Annotated in this window: 15 protein-coding genes; all 15 read left to right on the forward strand. The window is 70.4% G+C overall.

Annotated elements, in window-relative coordinates:
* Positions 1 to 241 precede the first annotated feature (241 nt).
* Positions 242 to 2,029 (forward strand): DUF5941 domain-containing protein, encoded by a 1,788-nt coding sequence (locus tag IOD14_RS14445; protein ID WP_212670426.1) that lies wholly within the window; start codon positions 242 to 244, stop codon positions 2,027 to 2,029.
* Complete coding sequence (locus tag IOD14_RS14450; protein WP_212670427.1) at positions 2,026 to 2,778, forward strand: phosphocholine cytidylyltransferase family protein; 753 nt, start codon at positions 2,026 to 2,028, stop codon at positions 2,776 to 2,778. Before IOD14_RS14445 ends, IOD14_RS14450 begins: the two co-directional genes overlap by 4 nt.
* Positions 2,766 to 3,827, forward strand: a complete 1,062-nt coding sequence (locus IOD14_RS14455) for an iron-containing alcohol dehydrogenase family protein (RefSeq protein ID WP_123994055.1) — start codon at positions 2,766 to 2,768, stop codon at positions 3,825 to 3,827. Before IOD14_RS14450 ends, IOD14_RS14455 begins: the two co-directional genes overlap by 13 nt.
* Positions 3,805 to 4,584: a CDP-alcohol phosphatidyltransferase family protein gene (locus IOD14_RS14460; protein WP_123994054.1), complete on the forward strand. Its 780-nt coding sequence runs from the start codon at positions 3,805 to 3,807 to the stop codon at positions 4,582 to 4,584. Before IOD14_RS14455 ends, IOD14_RS14460 begins: the two co-directional genes overlap by 23 nt.
* Positions 4,581 to 5,465: a glycosyltransferase gene (locus IOD14_RS14465; protein WP_123994053.1), complete on the forward strand. Its 885-nt coding sequence runs from the start codon at positions 4,581 to 4,583 to the stop codon at positions 5,463 to 5,465. Before IOD14_RS14460 ends, IOD14_RS14465 begins: the two co-directional genes overlap by 4 nt.
* A 108-nt stretch (positions 5,466 to 5,573) precedes the next feature.
* Entirely contained in the window at positions 5,574 to 6,503 is a 930-nt protein-coding gene (locus IOD14_RS14470) for an ABC transporter permease (protein WP_123994052.1), read from the forward strand.
* The gene (locus IOD14_RS14475; protein WP_123994051.1) at positions 6,496 to 7,275 is read left to right on the forward strand and encodes an ABC transporter ATP-binding protein; all 780 of its coding nucleotides are present in this window, start codon (positions 6,496 to 6,498) and stop codon (positions 7,273 to 7,275) included. The genes IOD14_RS14470 and IOD14_RS14475 overlap by 8 nt, the downstream gene beginning before the upstream one ends.
* A gap of 387 nt (positions 7,276 to 7,662) precedes the next feature.
* Complete coding sequence (gene hpnC, locus IOD14_RS14480) at positions 7,663 to 8,565, forward strand: squalene synthase HpnC (protein WP_212670428.1); 903 nt, start codon at positions 7,663 to 7,665, stop codon at positions 8,563 to 8,565.
* A complete protein-coding gene (gene hpnD, locus IOD14_RS14485; RefSeq protein ID WP_212670429.1) occupies positions 8,562 to 9,512 on the forward strand; it encodes a presqualene diphosphate synthase HpnD in 951 nt (316 codons plus the stop codon). Before hpnC ends, hpnD begins: the two co-directional genes overlap by 4 nt.
* Positions 9,513 to 9,657: 145 nt before the next feature.
* Positions 9,658 to 11,052 (forward strand): hydroxysqualene dehydroxylase HpnE, encoded by a 1,395-nt coding sequence (hpnE, locus tag IOD14_RS14490; protein ID WP_212670430.1) that lies wholly within the window; start codon positions 9,658 to 9,660, stop codon positions 11,050 to 11,052.
* Positions 11,053 to 11,114: 62 nt separating this feature from the next.
* Positions 11,115 to 12,188, forward strand: coding sequence for a polyprenyl synthetase family protein (locus IOD14_RS14495; protein WP_174269384.1), 1,074 nt, complete (start codon positions 11,115 to 11,117; stop codon positions 12,186 to 12,188).
* Positions 12,189 to 12,309: 121 nt separating this feature from the next.
* The gene (gene shc / locus IOD14_RS14500; RefSeq protein WP_123994047.1) at positions 12,310 to 14,301 is read left to right on the forward strand and encodes a squalene--hopene cyclase; all 1,992 of its coding nucleotides are present in this window, start codon (positions 12,310 to 12,312) and stop codon (positions 14,299 to 14,301) included.
* Positions 14,301 to 14,942: a 1-hydroxy-2-methyl-2-butenyl 4-diphosphate reductase gene (locus tag IOD14_RS14505; RefSeq protein ID WP_123994046.1), complete on the forward strand. Its 642-nt coding sequence runs from the start codon at positions 14,301 to 14,303 to the stop codon at positions 14,940 to 14,942. The genes shc and IOD14_RS14505 overlap by 1 nt, the downstream gene beginning before the upstream one ends.
* 5 nt (positions 14,943 to 14,947) lie before the next feature.
* Positions 14,948 to 15,970, forward strand: coding sequence for an adenosyl-hopene transferase HpnH (gene hpnH, locus IOD14_RS14510; RefSeq protein ID WP_037716058.1), 1,023 nt, complete (start codon positions 14,948 to 14,950; stop codon positions 15,968 to 15,970).
* 4 nt (positions 15,971 to 15,974) lie between these two features.
* Positions 15,975 to 17,132 carry a flavodoxin-dependent (E)-4-hydroxy-3-methylbut-2-enyl-diphosphate synthase gene (ispG, locus tag IOD14_RS14515; protein WP_123994045.1) on the forward strand — a complete coding sequence of 386 codons (1,158 nt, stop codon included), beginning with the start codon at positions 15,975 to 15,977 and terminating at the stop codon, positions 17,130 to 17,132.
* The last annotated feature ends 25 nt before the right edge of the window (positions 17,133 to 17,157 follow it).

The following is a 17,157-nucleotide window of genomic DNA, read 5'->3' on the forward strand; positions in this document are numbered from 1 at the left end:
CGATGTCCTGGATGTCCGCTCTGTGGGGCGCGGTTTGTGGGCGGGGGCCCGGATCACCGATGATGATCGCGGCAAAGGCCGGGGGAGGCGGTGTTGATCTGCCCGTTAACGGGCGGTGAACAAGGCCTTCTTGGCATCCGATAGCCTCTGCCGACATGCCGCCCGCCTGGTGCAGCCAAGGGGCGCCCCCATCGTGCACATGACCGGCGCCCGTGCGTCGGCACCCAGGGAGTGAGTTCGGTTGTCGACCGCCATCCTCACCGGTCAGCCGGTCCCCGGATCGTCGATCGAGGGTGATCTGCGGTCCCTCGGCTTCGACGTACGGGTCGCCGTGGACGCCGCCGACGCCGAGCGACTGGTCGCCGAGGCGCCCTGCGAGCAGCGCATCGCCCTCGTCGACGCCCGCTTCGTCGGCCACGTCCACGCCCTGCGCCTGGGCCTCACCGACCCGCGCTTCTCCCTCGCCGCCGTGCCCGGCGCCGTCACCGCACAGCCCGACGGCCGCGTGATCCTCACCCGCGCCCTGGCCCGCGAGAACTCCGCGGGCGGCGGTACGGCGGTGGCGGTCGACAGCCTCCCGGACCGCATCGTCACCGCGCTGGCCGACGACGGCGCCGAGGTGTACCGCCCCGAGCTGGGCAGCCTGGTCGCCACCGTCCCCGTCGACCCGCAGGCCCGCAACGAGGCACGGCAGGCCGTCGCGGACGTCGACGACGAGGCCGTACGCCTGAAGTCGGCAGTGAAGTCCCGCGACGGCTTCTTCACCACGCACTTCATCAGCCCCTACTCCCGCTACATCGCCCGCTGGTGCGCCCGCCGGGGCCTGACCCCGAACCAGGTCACCACCGCCTCCCTGATCACCGCCCTGATCGCGGCGGCCTGCGCGGCCACCGGCACCCGGGGCGGCTTCGTCGCCGCGGGCGTCCTGCTCATCGCGTCCTTCGTCCTGGACTGCACCGACGGCCAGCTCGCCCGCTACTCCCTCCAGTACTCCACGCTCGGCGCCTGGCTCGACGCCACCTTCGACCGCGCCAAGGAGTACGCCTACTACGCGGGCCTCGCCCTCGGAGCGGCCCGGGGCGGCGACGACGTGTGGGCCCTGGCGCTCGGCGCGATGATCCTCCAGACCTGCCGGCACGTCGTCGACTTCTCCTTCAACGAGGCGAACCACGACGCGACCGCCAACACCAGCCCCACGGCCGCCCTTTCGGACAAGCTCGACAGCGTCGGCTGGACGGTCTGGGTGCGGCGGATGATCGTCCTGCCGATCGGTGAGCGCTGGGCGATGATCGCGGTGCTCACGGCCGTCACGACCCCGCGGATCACCTTCTACGTCCTTCTCGTCGGCTGCGCCTTCGCGGCGACGTACACCACGGCGGGCCGGGTGCTGCGCTCGCTGACCCGCAAGGCACAGCGGACGGACCGGGCGGCGAAGGCGCTGGCGGACCTCGCGGACAACGGGCCGTTGGCCGGGCTCCTGGCCAGGGTCGCGCGCGCCCCGTTCGGTGCCCCGTTCCTGGTGGCCCTGGCCGGCACGGCCGTCCTGGCCGTCGCCCTCTTCTCCGGCGTGACCTGGGCGCCCGTCGCCGGTGCCGTCGTCTACGCGATCGCCGCCGCCCAGGCCCTGCACCGCCCCCTCAAGGGCGCCCTCGACTGGCTCGTCCCCCCGCTCTTCCGCGCCGCCGAGTACGGCACCGTCCTGATCCTGGCGGTCCAGGCGGACGTGAACGGAGCCCTTCCTGCGGCTTTCGGCCTGGTGGCGGCCGTCGCCTACCATCACTACGACACGGTGTACCGCATCCGCGGCAACGCCGGAGCGCCCCCGGCCTGGCTGGTGCGTGCCGTCGGGGGGCAGGAGGGGCGCACGCTCCTCGTCGCCGTTGCGGCCGCGGTGCTCACCGCTTCGCAGTTCACGGTCGCGCTCACGGTCCTGGCCGTGGCCGTGGCCCTGGTGGTGCTCGTCGAGAGCATCCGCTTCTGGGTGTCCGCTGGGGCGCCCGCCGTACACGACGAAGGAGAAACCGCATGATCGGCCTCGTGCTGGCGGCCGGCGCCGGACGGCGACTGCGCCCCTACACCGACAGCCTTCCCAAGGCTCTGGTGCCGGTGGGCCCCGCGGGCATAGAGGGCGAACCCACGGTTCTCGACCTCACTCTCGCCAACTTCGCGGAGATCGGCCTCACCGAGGTCGCGGTCATCGTCGGCTACCGCAAGGAGGCCGTGTACGAGCGCAAGGCGGCCCTCGAGGCGAAGTACGGCCTCAAGCTCACCCTCATCGACAACGACAAGGCCGAGGAGTGGAACAACGCCTACTCCCTCTGGTGCGGCCGTGACGCCCTCAAGGACGGCGTGATCCTCGCCAACGGCGACACCGTCCACCCGGTCTCCGTCGAGAAGACCCTGCTCGCGGCACGCGGCGAGGGCAAGCGGATCATCCTCGCCCTGGACACCGTGAAGTCCCTCGCGGACGAGGAGATGAAGGTCGTCGTCGACGCCGAGAAGGGCATGACGAAGATCACCAAGCTGATGGACCCGGCCGAGGCCACCGGCGAGTACATCGGTGTCACCCTCATCGAGGGCGACGCCGCCCCCGAACTGGCCGGCGCGCTCAAGACGGTCTGGGAGACCGACCCGCAGCAGTTCTACGAGCACGGCTACCAGGAGCTCGTGAACCGCGGCTTCCGTATCGACGTCGCTCCGATCGGCGACGTCCAGTGGGTGGAGATCGACAACCACGACGATCTCGCCCGCGGACGGGAGATCGCGTGCCGGTACTGACAAGGCTGATTCCCTCGCCGGTCGTCGTGGACATCCGCCCGGGTGCCCTCGACGACCTGGCCTGCGTGCTCGCCGACGAGCGGATCTCGCACTCCGGCAAGCTGGCCGTCGCGGTCAGCGGCGGCTCGGGCGCACGGCTGCGCCGGCGGCTCGAGCCCTCGTTGCCCGGGGCCACCTGGTACGAGGTCGGCGGCGGCACCCTCGACGACGCGATCCGGCTGGCCGGCGACATGAAGGCCGGCCACTACGACGCGGTCGTCGGACTCGGCGGCGGCAAGATCATCGACTGTGCCAAGTTCGCCGCGGCGCGCATCGGCCTGCCCCTGGTCGCCGTACCGACGAACCTCGCGCACGACGGCCTGTGCTCGCCCGTCGCGACGCTCGACAACGACGCGGGCCGCGGCTCGTACGGCGTGCCCAACCCGATAGCGGCCGTCATCGACCTGGACGTCATCCGCGAGGCCCCGGTGCGCTTCGTGCGCGCGGGCATCGGCGACGCGGTCTCCAACATCAACGCGATCGCCGACTGGGAGCTGGCGAACCGCGTCAAGGGCGAGAAGATCGACGGACTCGCGGCCGCCATGGCCCGCCAGGCCGGCGAGGCCGTGCTCCGGCACCCGGGAGGCGTCGGGGACAACAACTTCCTCCAGGTGCTCGCCGAGGCGCTCGTCCTCACCGGCGTCGCGATGTCGATCTCGGGCGACTCACGGCCCGCGTCCGGCTCGTGCCACGAGATCAACCACGCGTTCGACCTGCTCTACCCCAAGCGCGCGGCCGCCCACGGCGAGCAGTGCGGCCTGGGCGCGGCCTTCGCGATGTACCTGCGCGGAGCCCACGAGGAATCGGCGTACATGGCCGAGGTGCTGCGCCGGCACGGACTGCCGGTCCTGCCGGAGGAGATCGGCTTCACGCCCGCGGAGTTCGTCCGCGCCGTGGAGTTCGCCCCGCAGACCCGCCCCGGCCGCTACACCATCCTCGAACACCTCGACCTCAAGACCGACCAGATCAAGGACATCTACACCGACTATGTCAAGGCCATCGGTAGCTGAACTCCGTCCGGTCGTCCACCCCGCAGGGGTCAAGGACCGGCGCAGCGGTGAGCACTGGATGGGACGCCTCTACATGCGTGAGGTGTCCCTGCGGGTGGACCGCTACCTGGTGAACACCAGGGTCACGCCCAACCAGCTCACGTACCTGATGACCGTCTTCGGTGTCCTCGCGGCCCCGGCGCTCCTGGTGCCGGGGATCCCGGGGGCCGTGCTCGGCGTCGTCTGCGTCCAGATGTACCTGCTGCTCGACTGCGTCGACGGCGAGATCGCGCGCTGGAAGAAGCAGTACTCGCTCAACGGCGTCTACCTCGACCGGGTCGGTGCCTACCTCACCGACGCCGCCGTGCTCGTCGGCTTCGGTCTGCGCGCCGCCGACCTGTTCGGCAGCGGCCGCATCGACTGGCTGTGGGCCTTCCTCGGGACCCTGGCCGCCCTGGGCGCGATCCTCATCAAGGCGGAGACCGACCTCGTGGGTGTCGCCCGGCACCAGGCGGGCAAGCCGCCCGTGCAGGAGGCGGCCGCCGAGATGCGCTCCTCCGGCATGGCGCTGGCCCGCAAGGCCGCCTCCCTGCTCAGGTTCCACCGGCTGATCCTCGGCATCGAGGCGTCCCTGCTGATCCTGGTCCTGGCGGTCGTGGACCAGATGCGCGGCGACCTGTTCTTCTCCCGGCTCGGCGTCGCGGTGCTCGCCGCCATCGCCCTGCTCCAGACGCTGCTGCACCTCGTGTCGATCCTCGCCTCCAGCAGGCTGAAGTGAGCACCGGCATGAAGGTCGGCGCGGTGATCATCACCATGGGCAACCGGCCCGAGGAGCTGCGTGCCCTGCTCGACTCGGTCGCCAAGCAGGACGGCGACCCGGTCGAGGTGGTCGTCGTCGGCAACGGCTCGCCCGTCCCGGACGTCCCCGAGGGCGTCCGCACGATCGAGCTGCCCGAGAACCTCGGCATCCCCGGCGGCCGCAACGTCGGCATCGAGGCCTTCGGCCCCGGCGGCCGCGACGTCGACATATTGCTCTTCCTGGACGACGACGGTCTGCTCCCGAACCACGACACCGCCGAACTGTGCCGCCGGGCGTTCACCGAGGACCCCGGGCTCGGCATCGTCAGCTTCCGCATCGCCGACCCCGACACCGGGGTCACCCAGCGCCGGCACGTCCCCCGGCTGCGGGCCGCCGACCCGATGCGCTCCTCCCGGGTCACCACCTTCCTCGGCGGCGCCAACGCCGTACGCACCCGGGTCTTCGCCGAAGTCGGCGGTCTCCCGGACGAATTCTTCTACGCCCACGAGGAAACCGACCTGGCATGGCGGGCTCTCGACGCGGGCTGGATGATCGACTACCGGTCCGACATGGTGCTGTACCACCCGACGACCGCTCCCTCGCGGCACGCGGTCTACCACCGCATGGTCGCCCGCAACCGCGTCTGGCTCGCCCGCCGCAACCTGCCCGCGCTCCTCGTCCCGGTCTACCTGGGCGTGTGGCTGCTGCTCACCCTGCTGCGCCGGCCCTCGCGGCCCGCCCTGAAGGCCTGGTTCGGGGGCTTCCGGGAGGGCTGGAGCACTCCCTGCGGTCCGCGCAGGCCGATGAAGTGGCGTACCGTCTGGCGCCTGACCCGACTGGGCCGGCCCCCGGTCATCTGACAAGCTCGTTGCTGAGAGCGGCCGGGGCCGCACCACGGCCCCCCGCTCGTGCCCTGCCCGTACAGGCCGCGCATCCCGAGGCATCCCGAAGAGGAAAGCTATCCATCAGTGAGTGAGACAACGCACGACGGCACGGTCGCGGTGAGCGCGCCCGCGTCGCCCGACGAGGGCCTCTCGGCGGCACAGCTCGCCGGCCGGTACGGCCTGTCCGTGAGCGGCGCCAGGCCCTCACTCGTCGAGTACGTCCGCCAGCTCTGGGACCGGCGCCACTTCATCCTCGCGTTCTCGCGGGCGAAGCTGACCGCCCAGTACAGCCAGGCCAAGCTCGGCCAGCTGTGGCAGGTGGCGACGCCGCTGCTGAACGCGGCCGTGTACTTCTTCATCTTCGGCGTCATCCTGAACGCCAGCCGGGGCATGTCCAAGGACGTCTACATCCCGTTCCTGGTCACGGGTGTCTTCGTGTTCACCTTCACGCAGAGCTCCGTCATGGCGGGCGTGCGGGCCATCTCCGGCAACCTCGGCCTGGTGCGCGCGCTGCACTTCCCGCGGGCCTCCCTGCCGATCTCCTTCGCGCTCCAGCAGCTCCAGCAGCTGCTGTTCTCGATGATCGTGCTGTTCGCCGTGGCGATCGGCTTCGGCCACTACCCGGATCTGTCCTGGGCGTTGATCGTCCCGGTGCTGATCCTGCAGTTCCTCTTCAACACCGGCCTCGCGCTGATCATGGCCCGCGCGGGAGCGAAGACCCCCGACCTCGCGCAGCTCATGCCGTTCGTGATGCGTACGTGGATGTACGCGTCCGGCGTGATGTTCTCGATCCCGATCATGCTGGCCGACAAGCCGCAGTGGGTCGCCACGGTCCTGCAGTGGAACCCGGCGGCCATCTACATGGACCTGATGCGCTTCGCCCTGATCGACGAGTACGGCGCCGAGAACCTGCCCGACCACGTCTGGGCGGCCGCGGGCGGCTGGGCCGCGCTCTTCGCGCTCGGCGGCTTCGTGTACTTCTGGAAGGCGGAGGAAAGGTACGGCCGTGGCTGAGGACACCCGGGGCGAGCAGACCCCCACCGTCATCGCGGACGACCTGCACATCGTCTACCGCGTCAACGGCGCCAAGACCGGCAAGGGCAGTGCGACCGCCGCGCTGAGCCGCATTCTCAAGCGCGGCGAGGAGCGCGGTGTGCGCAAGGTGCACGCCGTGCGGGGCGTGTCGTTCGTCGCGTACAAGGGCGAGGCGATCGGCCTGATCGGCTCCAACGGCTCCGGCAAGTCGACCCTGCTGCGTGCGATCGCCGGTCTGCTGCCCGCCGAGAGCGGTCGCGTCTACACGCACGGCCAGCCTTCCCTGCTCGGCGTCAACGCCGCTCTGATGAACGACCTGACGGGTGAGCGGAACGTCATCCTGGGCGGTCTCGCCATGGGGATGTCCCGGGAGCAGATCAAGGAGCGCTACCAGGAGATCGTCGACTTCTCCGGGATCAACGAGAAGGGCGACTTCATCACCCTTCCGATGCGCACCTACTCCTCCGGCATGGCGGCCCGGCTGCGCTTCTCCATCGCCGCCGCCAAGGACCACGACGTCCTCATGATCGACGAGGCGCTGGCCACCGGTGACCGCAAGTTCCAGAAGCGTTCCGAGGAACGCATCCGGGAACTGCGCAAGGAGGCCGGCACGGTGTTTCTCGTCAGTCACAACAACAAGTCGATCCGTGACACCTGCGACCGCGTCCTGTGGCTGGAGCGCGGTGAGCTGCGCATGGACGGTCCGACCGACGAGGTCATCAAGGAGTACGAGAAGTTCACGGGCAAGTAGTCCACCCCGCCCCGGACGAAAGACACCGCTCCGCTTGACCGGGCCCTGCCGGAACTGCTCCGGCGGGGCCCTGCGTCTGCAAAGGAAACGTCAACTTCGGCGCCCCTTAGGAATCTTGGGGCCAATCGGTGTGTTGTTGTGATGTGCAGGACACCCCGACGATCCTTGCCGCGTTGTACAACGTAAGCTGTACCGGTGCCCAATCGCGGCAAGTAGGGCGATAATGCGCGACACCCGATCACTGGGACGCCGCGGGGGCGGCCGGGCGGCGTGTCCGAAATAGTGTGTATTGGGTCGGCGGTGTAGAACGGGAGATGTGACGGCGATGGCTACGGAAACTCCCCAGCTCAACGCAGCACGTGCCGTCCCCGCACCGGGCAGGCCGCGATGACGGAGACCGGCACGACGCGCCCCGGAGCGACGGAGCGCGGAACGCTCGACAAGGCCGCGGCGGAGAACTTCCCCGTGGCCCCCTTCTTCCTGCCCAGGGCCTGGCGCACCGACCTCATGGCGGTCTACGGCTTCGCGCGCCTCGTCGACGACATCGGCGACGGCGATCTCGCCCCCGGCGGCGCCGACGCCCGTCTGCTCGGCGTGTCGCCGGCCGAGGCCGAGGACCGGCTGGTCCTGCTGGACGCCTTCGAGGCCGACCTGAACCGCGTCTTCTCCGGACAGCCCCGGCATCCGCTGCTGCGCCGCCTCCAGCCCACGGTCCGCCGTCGCTCGCTCGCCCCCGAGCCCTTCCTGGGCCTGATCGCCGCCAACCGCCAGGACCAGCTCGTCACCCGCTACGAGACCTACGACGACCTGCTTGCCTACTGCGAGCTCTCCGCCAACCCCGTCGGCCGTCTCGTGCTCGCCGTCACCGGCACCTCGACCCCCGAGCGGATCCGCCTCTCGGACGCGATCTGCACGGCCCTCCAGATCGTCGAACACCTCCAGGACGTCGCCGAGGACCTCGGCCGCGACCGGATCTATCTGCCCGCCGCGGACATGAAGCGCTTTCACGTCCAGGAGGCGGATCTCGTCACGAAAAGCGCGGGCGCATCGGTGCGCGCTCTGGTTGCATACGAAGCACAACGCGCCCGCGAACTCCTGAATGAAGGCGCCCCCCTCGTGGGTAGCGTCCACGGCAGACTGAAGCTGCTGCTCGCAGGGTTCGTGGCGGGGGGAAGGGCGGCGCTCCGTGCGATCGCCGCCGCAGAACACGACGTACTTCCCGGCCCGCCCAAGCCCGGCAAGCTCCAGCTGCTGCGCGAGGTGGGCGTCACTCTGCGAGGAGAGGGGTGATCCGGACCGTGGAGTCACCATCGCATGTGTCCGCACCGGTACTCGCCGCCTACAGCTACTGCGAGGCCGTGACCGGACAGCAGGCCCGTAACTTCGCGTACGGCATCAGGCTGCTGCCGACGTCCAAGCGGCGTGCGATGTCGGCGCTCTACGCGTTCTCGCGGCGCGTCGACGACATCGGGGACGGCGCGCTGGCGGGCGACGTCAAGGCCGCGAGACTCGAGGACACCCGGGCGATGCTGACCCGGGTGCGGGAGGGCTCGGTCGACGCGGACGACACCGATCCGGTGGCCGTCGCCCTCGCCCATGCCGCCGAGACCTTCCCGATCCCGCTGGACGGCCTGGATGAACTGATCGACGGCGTCCTGATGGACGTCCGCGGCGAGACCTACGAGACCTGGGACGACCTGAAGGTGTACTGCCGCTGTGTGGCGGGCGCCATCGGGCGGCTCTCGCTCGGCGTGTTCGGTACCGAACCCGGGGCGCGCGCCGCCGAACGCGCGCCGGAGTACGCCGACACGCTCGGTCTCGCGCTCCAGCTCACCAACATCCTCAGAGACGTCCGCGAGGACGCCGAGGGCGGGCGCACATACCTGCCCGCCGACGATCTCGCGAAGTTCGGCTGCTCGGCCGGCTTCAAGGGGTCGCAGCCACCGGAGGGCGCCGACTTCGCGGGCCTCGTGCACTTCGAAGTGCGTCGGGCCCGCGCCCTTTTCGCCGAGGGCTACCGGCTCCTCCCCATGCTCGACCGGCGCAGCGGCGCCTGCGTCGCCGCCATGGCCGGCATCTACCGCCGGCTGCTCGACCGCATCGAGCGCGACCCCGAGGCGGTGCTGCGCGGCCGGGTCTCGCTGCCCGGACGCGAGAAGGCGTACGTCGCCGTCCGCGGGCTGTCCGGTCTGGACGCGAGGCATGTGACGCGGCAGGCCCTCAGGAGGCGCGCCTGATGGACGAGGTGGACAATTCGGTCCAAGGTGATGCCGCTGGAGAAAAGTGGCACGCAACCCTCCAGTCGACGACGGCGTCCCTGACTGCAACGGCCGGGCGTGCACCGCTCGCGCACCACGACGTCCGGGCAGGGGAGGGTGTGGGATGACCGACGGACAGCGGTCCGGGCGGGACGCCGTCGTGATCGGCGGCGGGCTCGCCGGCATCACCGCCGCGCTCGCGCTCGCGGACGCCGGAGTGCGCGTCACCCTGCTCGAAGGCAGGCCGCGCCTGGGCGGGCTCGCCTTCTCCTTCCAGCGCGGCGAACTGACCGTCGACAACGGACAGCACGTCTACCTGCGCTGCTGCACCGCCTACCGCTGGTTCCTCGACCGCATCGAGGGGACGGCGCTGGCACCGCTGCAGGATCGTCTCGACGTGCCCGTGCTCGACGTGGCCCGGCCCGCGGGCCGACGGCTCGGCAGACTGCGGCGCGACGCGCTGCCCGTCCCGCTGCATCTGGGGCGCAGCCTCGCGACCTATCCGCATCTCTCGCTCGCCGAGCGGGCAAGGGTGGGGCGTGCCGCGCTCGCGCTGAAGGGGCTGGACCTCGCCGATCCGAGCCTGGACGCACAGGACTTCGGCAGCTGGCTGACCGCGCACGGTCAGTCGACGCGTGCCGTCGAGGCCCTGTGGGACCTGGTCGGGGTCGCCACCCTCAACGCGGTCGCGGGCGACGCCTCGCTGGGGCTCGCCGCGATGGTGTTCAAGACCGGTCTGCTGTCCGACCCGGGCGCGGCCGACATCGGCTGGGCGCATGTCCCGCTGGGTGAACTGCACGACCGGCTGGCCCGCAAGGCGCTCGACTCCGCGGGCGTGCGTACCGAGGTCCGTACACGCGTCACCTCCATCTCTACTGACGAGAACGGCACTTGGAGCGTTCAGGTTCCCGGGGAGACGCTCCGGGCCGACGCGGTCGTGCTCGCCGTGGCGCAGCAGGAGGCGGGTGACCTGCTGCCGGAGGGGGCGCTCGACGCTCCGGAAAATCTTCGGGAGATCGGCACCGCGCCGATCCTCAACGTCCATGTCGTCTACGACCGCAAGGTCCTCGACAAGCCGTTCTTCGCGGCTCTCGGCACCCCCGTGCAGTGGGTCTTCGACCGCACCGAGGCCTCCGGGCTGCGCGAGGGCCAGTACCTCGCCCTGTCCCAGTCGGCCGCGCACGACGAGATCGACGAGCCGGTGGCCGTGCTGCGCGAGCGCTATCTGCCCGAGCTGGAGCGGCTGCTGCCGGTCGCCCGCGGCGCCGAGGTCAAGGACTTCTTCGTGACAAGGGAGCGCACGGCGACCTTCGCTCCCACCCCCGGTGTCGGACGGCTGCGGCCCGGCGCCCGTACGAAAGCCCCCGGCCTCTACCTGGCCGGCGCGTGGACCGCCACAGGGTGGCCCGCGACCATGGAGAGTGCGGTCCGCAGCGGTGTGAGTGCGGCGGACGCCGCCCTCGCCGCCCTGGGCCGGCCCCGCCCCGCCCGTCTCTTCGAGTTCGAGGAGGCGGCGTGATGCTCGATCAGCACGGCGCGACAGGCCCCAGCACCTCCGGTACCGCAACAAGAGGAGAGACTGTGCCCACTGTGCCCCCGGCCGAGACGGCCGCTGTGAGGTCCGCGGTGGACGTGACCGCGCTCCTGGAGCGCGGCCGGACCCTGGCCACTCCGGTGCTGAAGGCGGCCGTGGACCGTCTCGCGTCCCCGATGGACACCGTTTCCGCCTACCATTTCGGCTGGATCGACGCCCAGGGCAACCCCGCCGACGGGGACGGCGGCAAGGCCGTGCGCCCCGCGCTCGCGGTGCTCTCGGCCGAGGTCACCGGTGCCGCTCCCGAGACCGGCATCCCCGGCGCGGTCGCCGTCGAACTCGTCCACAACTTCTCGCTGCTCCACGACGACCTGATGGACGGCGACGAGCAGCGCCGCCACCGCGACACCGTCTGGAAGGTGCACGGCCCCGCCCAGGCCATCCTGGTCGGCGACGCCCTGTTCGCCCTCGCCAACGAGGTCCTGCTCGAACTCGGCACCGTCGAGGCCGGACGCGCCACCCGCCGGCTGACCACCGCCACCCGTGCCCTGATCGACGGCCAGGCGCAGGACATCTCCTACGAGCACCGCGACCGCGTCAGCGTCGAGGAGTGCCTGGAGATGGAGGGCAACAAGACCGGCGCCCTGCTCGCCTGCGCCAGCTCCATCGGCGCCGTCCTCGGCGGCGCGGACGACCGTACCGCCGACACCCTGGAGAAGTACGGCTACCACCTGGGCCTCGCCTTCCAGGCCGTCGACGACCTCCTCGGCATCTGGGGCGACCCGGTCTCCACCGGCAAGCAGACCTGGAGCGACCTGCGCCAGCGCAAGAAGTCCCTGCCGGTCGTGGCCGCGCTCGCAGCCGGCGGTGCTGCCTCCGACCGGCTCGGCGAGATCCTCGCCGCCGACGCCAAGAGCAGCGACTTCGAGAACTTCTCCGAGGAGGAGTTCGCGGCCCGCGCCGCCCTCATCGAGGAGGCCGGAGGCCGTGAGTGGACGGCCGGGGAGGCCCGCCGTCAGCACACCATTGCCATCGAGGCCCTGAACGCCGTCGACATGCCCGAGCGGGTACGGGCGCAGTTCACGGCGCTCGCGGACTTCGTCGTCGTACGAAAGAGATGATCACTATCGGTCGAATAGCCCTCGCGTAGTCGCCGGCCGGTGCTGCGAGGAAAGGAAAGGCACCGGCCGACGGCGGACCCACAGCAGAGCACCACATTGCACACTGCACGAAGGGGAAGCCATGACAGCGACGACCGACGGAAGCACCGGGGCTCTGCCGCCCCGCGCTGCCGCGGCCAGCGAAACCCGTCTCGACACCCCCGTGGCGGCCGGGGTACAAGAAGCCGCCGAACGCGCCGTCCGGCGCGCCACCGAGCACTTGCTCGCCCGGCAGGACGCCCAGGGCTGGTGGAAGGGCGACCTCGAGACCAACGTCACGATGGACGCCGAGGACCTGCTGCTCCGTCAGTTCATCGGCATCCGTGACGAGTCGACCACCCGGGCCGCCGCCCAGTTCATCCGCGGCGAGCAGCGCGAGGACGGCACCTGGGCGAGCTTCTACGGCGGGCCCGGCGAACTGTCCACCACCATCGAGGCGTACGTCGCCCTCCGCATGGACGGCGACGCGCCGGACGCCCCCCACATGGCGAGGGCCTCCGCCTGGATCCGAGCCCAGGGCGGTATCGCCTCCGCCCGGGTGTTCACCCGGATCTGGCTCGCCCTGTTCGGCTGGTGGAAGTGGGAGGACCTGCCCGAACTCCCGCCGGAACTCATCTACTTCCCCAAGTGGGTCCCCCTCAACATCTACGACTTCGGCTGCTGGGCCCGCCAGACCATCGTCCCGCTGACGATCGTCTCCGCGAAGCGCCCGGTGCGGCCCGCGCCCTTCCCGCTCGACGAGCTGCACGCCGACCCGGCCGACCCGAACCCGGCCAAGCCCCTTGCCCCCGTGGCGAGTTGGGACGGCGCCTTCCAGCGTCTCGACAAGGCCCTGCACCAGCTGCGCAAGGTGGCCCCGCGCAGACTGCGCAGAGCCGCGATGAACTCCGCGGCCCGCTGGATCATCGAGCGGCAGGAGAACGACGGCTGCTGGGGCGGCATCCAGCCGCCGGCCGTGTACTCGGTGATCGCGCTGCACCTGCTGGGCTACGACCTCGAACACCCGGTCATGCGGGCCGGGCTCGAGTCCCTGGACCGCTTCGCCATCTGGCGCGAGGACGGGTCCCGGATGATCGAGGCCTGCCAGTCGCCGGTCTGGGACACCTGCCTCGCCACCATCGCGCTCGTCGACGCGGGCGTGCCCGCCGACCACCCGCAGCTCGTCAGGGCCGCGGACTGGATGCTCGGCGAGGAGATCGTGCGACCCGGCGACTGGGCGGTCAAACGACCCCAACTCCCGCCGGGAGGATGGGCGTTCGAATTCCACAACGACAACTACCCCGACATCGACGACACCGCCGAGGTCGTCCTAGCCCTGCGCCGGGTCAGGCACCACGACCCCGAGCGGGTGGAGCGGGCCATCGGGCGCGGGGTGCGCTGGAACCTCGGGATGCAGTCGAAGAACGGAGCGTGGGGCGCCTTCGACGTCGACAACACCAGCCCGTTCCCCAACCGGCTGCCGTTCTGCGACTTCGGCGAGGTCATCGACCCGCCGTCGGCCGACGTCACCGCCCATGTGGTGGAGATGCTGGCCGTCGAGGGGCTCTCCCACGACCCGCGCACCCGGCGCGGCATCGAGTGGCTGCTAGCCGAACAGGAGCCGGACGGCTCGTGGTTCGGGCGCTGGGGCGTCAACTACGTCTACGGCACCGGTTCGGTGGTGCCCGCGCTGACGGCCGCGGGTCTGCCCGCCTCGCACCCCGCGATCCGGCGGGCGGTGGCCTGGCTGGAGAAGGTGCAGAACGACGACGGAGGCTGGGGCGAGGACCTGCGCTCCTACAAGTACGCCAGGGAATGGAGCGGCCGCGGCGCCTCCACCGCGTCGCAGACGGCCTGGGCGCTGATGGCGCTGCTGGCCGCGGGGGAGAAGGACTCCAAGGCGGTCGAACGCGGCATCGAGTGGCTCGCGAGCACCCAGCGCGAGGACGGCTCCTGGGACGAGCCCTACTTCACCGGCACCGGCTTCCCCTGGGACTTCTCCATCAACTACCACCTCTACCGGCAGGTCTTCCCGCTCACCGCCCTGGGCCGCTACGTCCATGGAGAACCGTTCTCCCGGACCGAGGCCCTCTGATGAGCACCCAGCCCGCCACCGCTCCGCTGCTGATCGCCTGCGCCCTCGGCATCGAGCACCTCGCCCTGCGCACCGGCGAGCGCGGCGGGGCCGGCGGGCCGGTCACCCTGCTCCGGACGGGCATGGGTCCCAAGGCGGCGGAACGGTCCGTCACCCGGCGCCTGGCGGACCCCGCGCTCGCCGGGGCCGCCGTCCTGGCCACCGGCTTCTGCGCGGGGCTCGCCCCCGGGATGCACCCCGGCGATCTGGTGGTCGCCGAGGAGACCCGGGATCCGGACGGAACCGTTCCCTGTGTGGAGACCGACCTACTCGTCAAGGAGCTCGTACGGGCCGTACCGGGACGTACCGTGCACACCGGACCCCTCACCGGCTCCGATCACATCATCCGCGGTCTCGAACGGTCGGAGCTGTTCGCGACCGGCGCGATCGCGGTCGACATGGAGTCCGCGGCCACGCTTCTGAGCGCCGTGCGCGCGGGCGAGCGCCCCGTTGCGGCCGTCCGGGTGGTCGTGGACGCTCCACAACATGAACTCGTCCGGATCGGCACGGTACGCGGTGGAATATCAGCCTTCCGCGTCCTTCGTTCCGTTCTTCCAGCTTTCTACGAATGGCACCGTTCCTTGCTGCTCCCCAGGAGGTGAGCCAGATGGCCATGCCGCTGCGTCAGTCCATCAAGGTCGCTACATACTTGGCCGAACAGAAGCTCCGCAAGCGGGACAAGTTCCCGCTGATCGTGGAGCTCGAGCCTCTCTTCGCGTGCAATCTCAAGTGCGAGGGCTGCGGCAAGATCCAGCATCCGGCGGGTGTGCTCAAGCAGCGCATGCCGGTGGCGCAGGCCGTCGGGGCGGTGTTGGAGTCCGGTGCGCCGATGGTGTCCATCGCCGGCGGTGAACCGCTCATGCACCCGCAGATCGACGAGATCGTGCGGCAGTTGGTGGCCAAGAAGAAGTACGTCTTCCTCTGCACCAACGCCATGCTGCTGCGCAAGAAGATGGACAAGTTCAAGCCCTCCCCCTACTTCGCCTTCGCGGTGCACATCGACGGACTGCGCGAGCGGCACGACGAGTCGGTGGCCAAGGAGGGCGTGTTCGACGAGGCCGTCGAGGCGATCAAGGAGGCCAAGAAGCGCGGCTTCCGGGTCACCACCAACTCGACCTTCTTCAACACCGACACCCCGCAGACCATCATCGAGGTGCTCAACTTCCTCAACGACGACCTCAAGGTCGACGAGATGATGATCTCGCCCGCCTACGCCTACGAGAAGGCGCCCGACCAGGAGCACTTCCTGGGCGTGGAGCAGACCCGCGAGCTGTTCAAGAAGGCCTTCGCGGGCGGCAACCGCAAGAAGTGGCGGCTCAACCACTCACCGCTCTTCCTGGACTTCCTGGAGGGCAAGGTCGACTTCCCGTGCACGGCCTGGGCGATCCCGAACTACTCCCTGTTCGGCTGGCAGCGCCCCTGCTACCTGATGAGCGACGGCTACGTGCCGACGTACCGCGAACTCATCGAGGAGACCGACTGGGACAAGTACGGCCGCGGCAAGGACCCGCGGTGCGCCAACTGCATGGCGCACTGCGGCTACGAGCCCACCGCCGTCCTCGCCACCATGGGCTCGCTCAAGGAGTCGCTGCGCGCCATGCGCGAGACGGTCTCCGGAAACCGCGAGTAGCGCCATGACCGCCATTCCCTTGGGCGTCCCCGAGGTACCGGTCCGGCCGATCGCCGAGCGGCGCGTGTCGCGGCAGATCATGGTCGGGCCGGTGGCGGTCGGGGGCGGGGCCCCGGTGTCGGTGCAGTCGATGACGACGACCCGTACCTCCGACATCGGTGCCACGCTCCAGCAGATCGCCGAACTCACCGCGTCCGGCTGCCAGATCGTCCGCGTCGCCTGTCCCACGCAGGACGACGCGGACGCGCTGGCGACCATCGCGCGCAAGTCGCAGATCCCGGTGATCGCCGACATCCACTTCCAGCCCAAGTACGTGTTCGCGGCCATCGAGGCGGGCTGTGCGGCCGTACGCGTCAATCCCGGCAACATCAAGCAGTTCGACGACAAGGTCAAGGAGATCGCACGGGCCGCGAAGGACCACGGCACGCCGATCAGGATCGGAGTGAACGCCGGGTCCCTGGACCGGCGGCTGCTCCAGAAGTACGGGAGGGCGACCCCCGAGGCCCTGGTGGAGAGCGCGTTGTGGGAGGCGTCGCTCTTCGAGGAGCACGGGTTCCGGGACATCAAGATCTCCGTGAAGCACAACGACCCCGTGGTGATGGTCAGCGCCTACCAGCAGCTGGCCGAGCAGTGCGACTATCCGCTGCACCTGGGCGTCACGGAGGCCGGGCCCGCCTTCCAGGGAACCATCAAGTCGGCCGTGGCCTTCGGGGCGTTGCTGTCACGGGGGATCGGCGACACCATCCGGGTCTCGCTGTCCGCCCCGCCCGCCGAGGAGGTCAAGGTCGGCATCCAGATCCTGGAGTCGCTGGGGCTGAGGCAACGGCGCCTGGAGATCGTGTCGTGTCCGTCCTGCGGGCGCGCTCAGGTCGACGTCTACAAGCTGGCCGACGAGGTCACGGCGGGTCTCGAGGGCATGGAAGTGCCCCTGCGGGTCGCGGTGATGGGGTGTGTGGTCAACGGTCCCGGCGAGGCGCGGGAGGCGGACCTCGGGGTCGCCTCCGGCAACGGCAAGGGGCAGATCTTCGTCAAGGGCGAGGTCATCAAGACCGTCCCGGAGTCGAAGATCGTGGAGACCCTCATCGAGGAGGCGATGAAGATCGCCGAGCAGATGGAACAGGACGGCGTCGCGGCGGGGGAGCCGGCCGTCACCGTGAGTTGAACAGCACGGACCGAAGGGGGCCCGA

Source organism: Streptomyces sp. A2-16 (genome assembly GCF_018128905.1).
GTDB lineage: Bacteria > Actinomycetota > Actinomycetes > Streptomycetales > Streptomycetaceae > Streptomyces.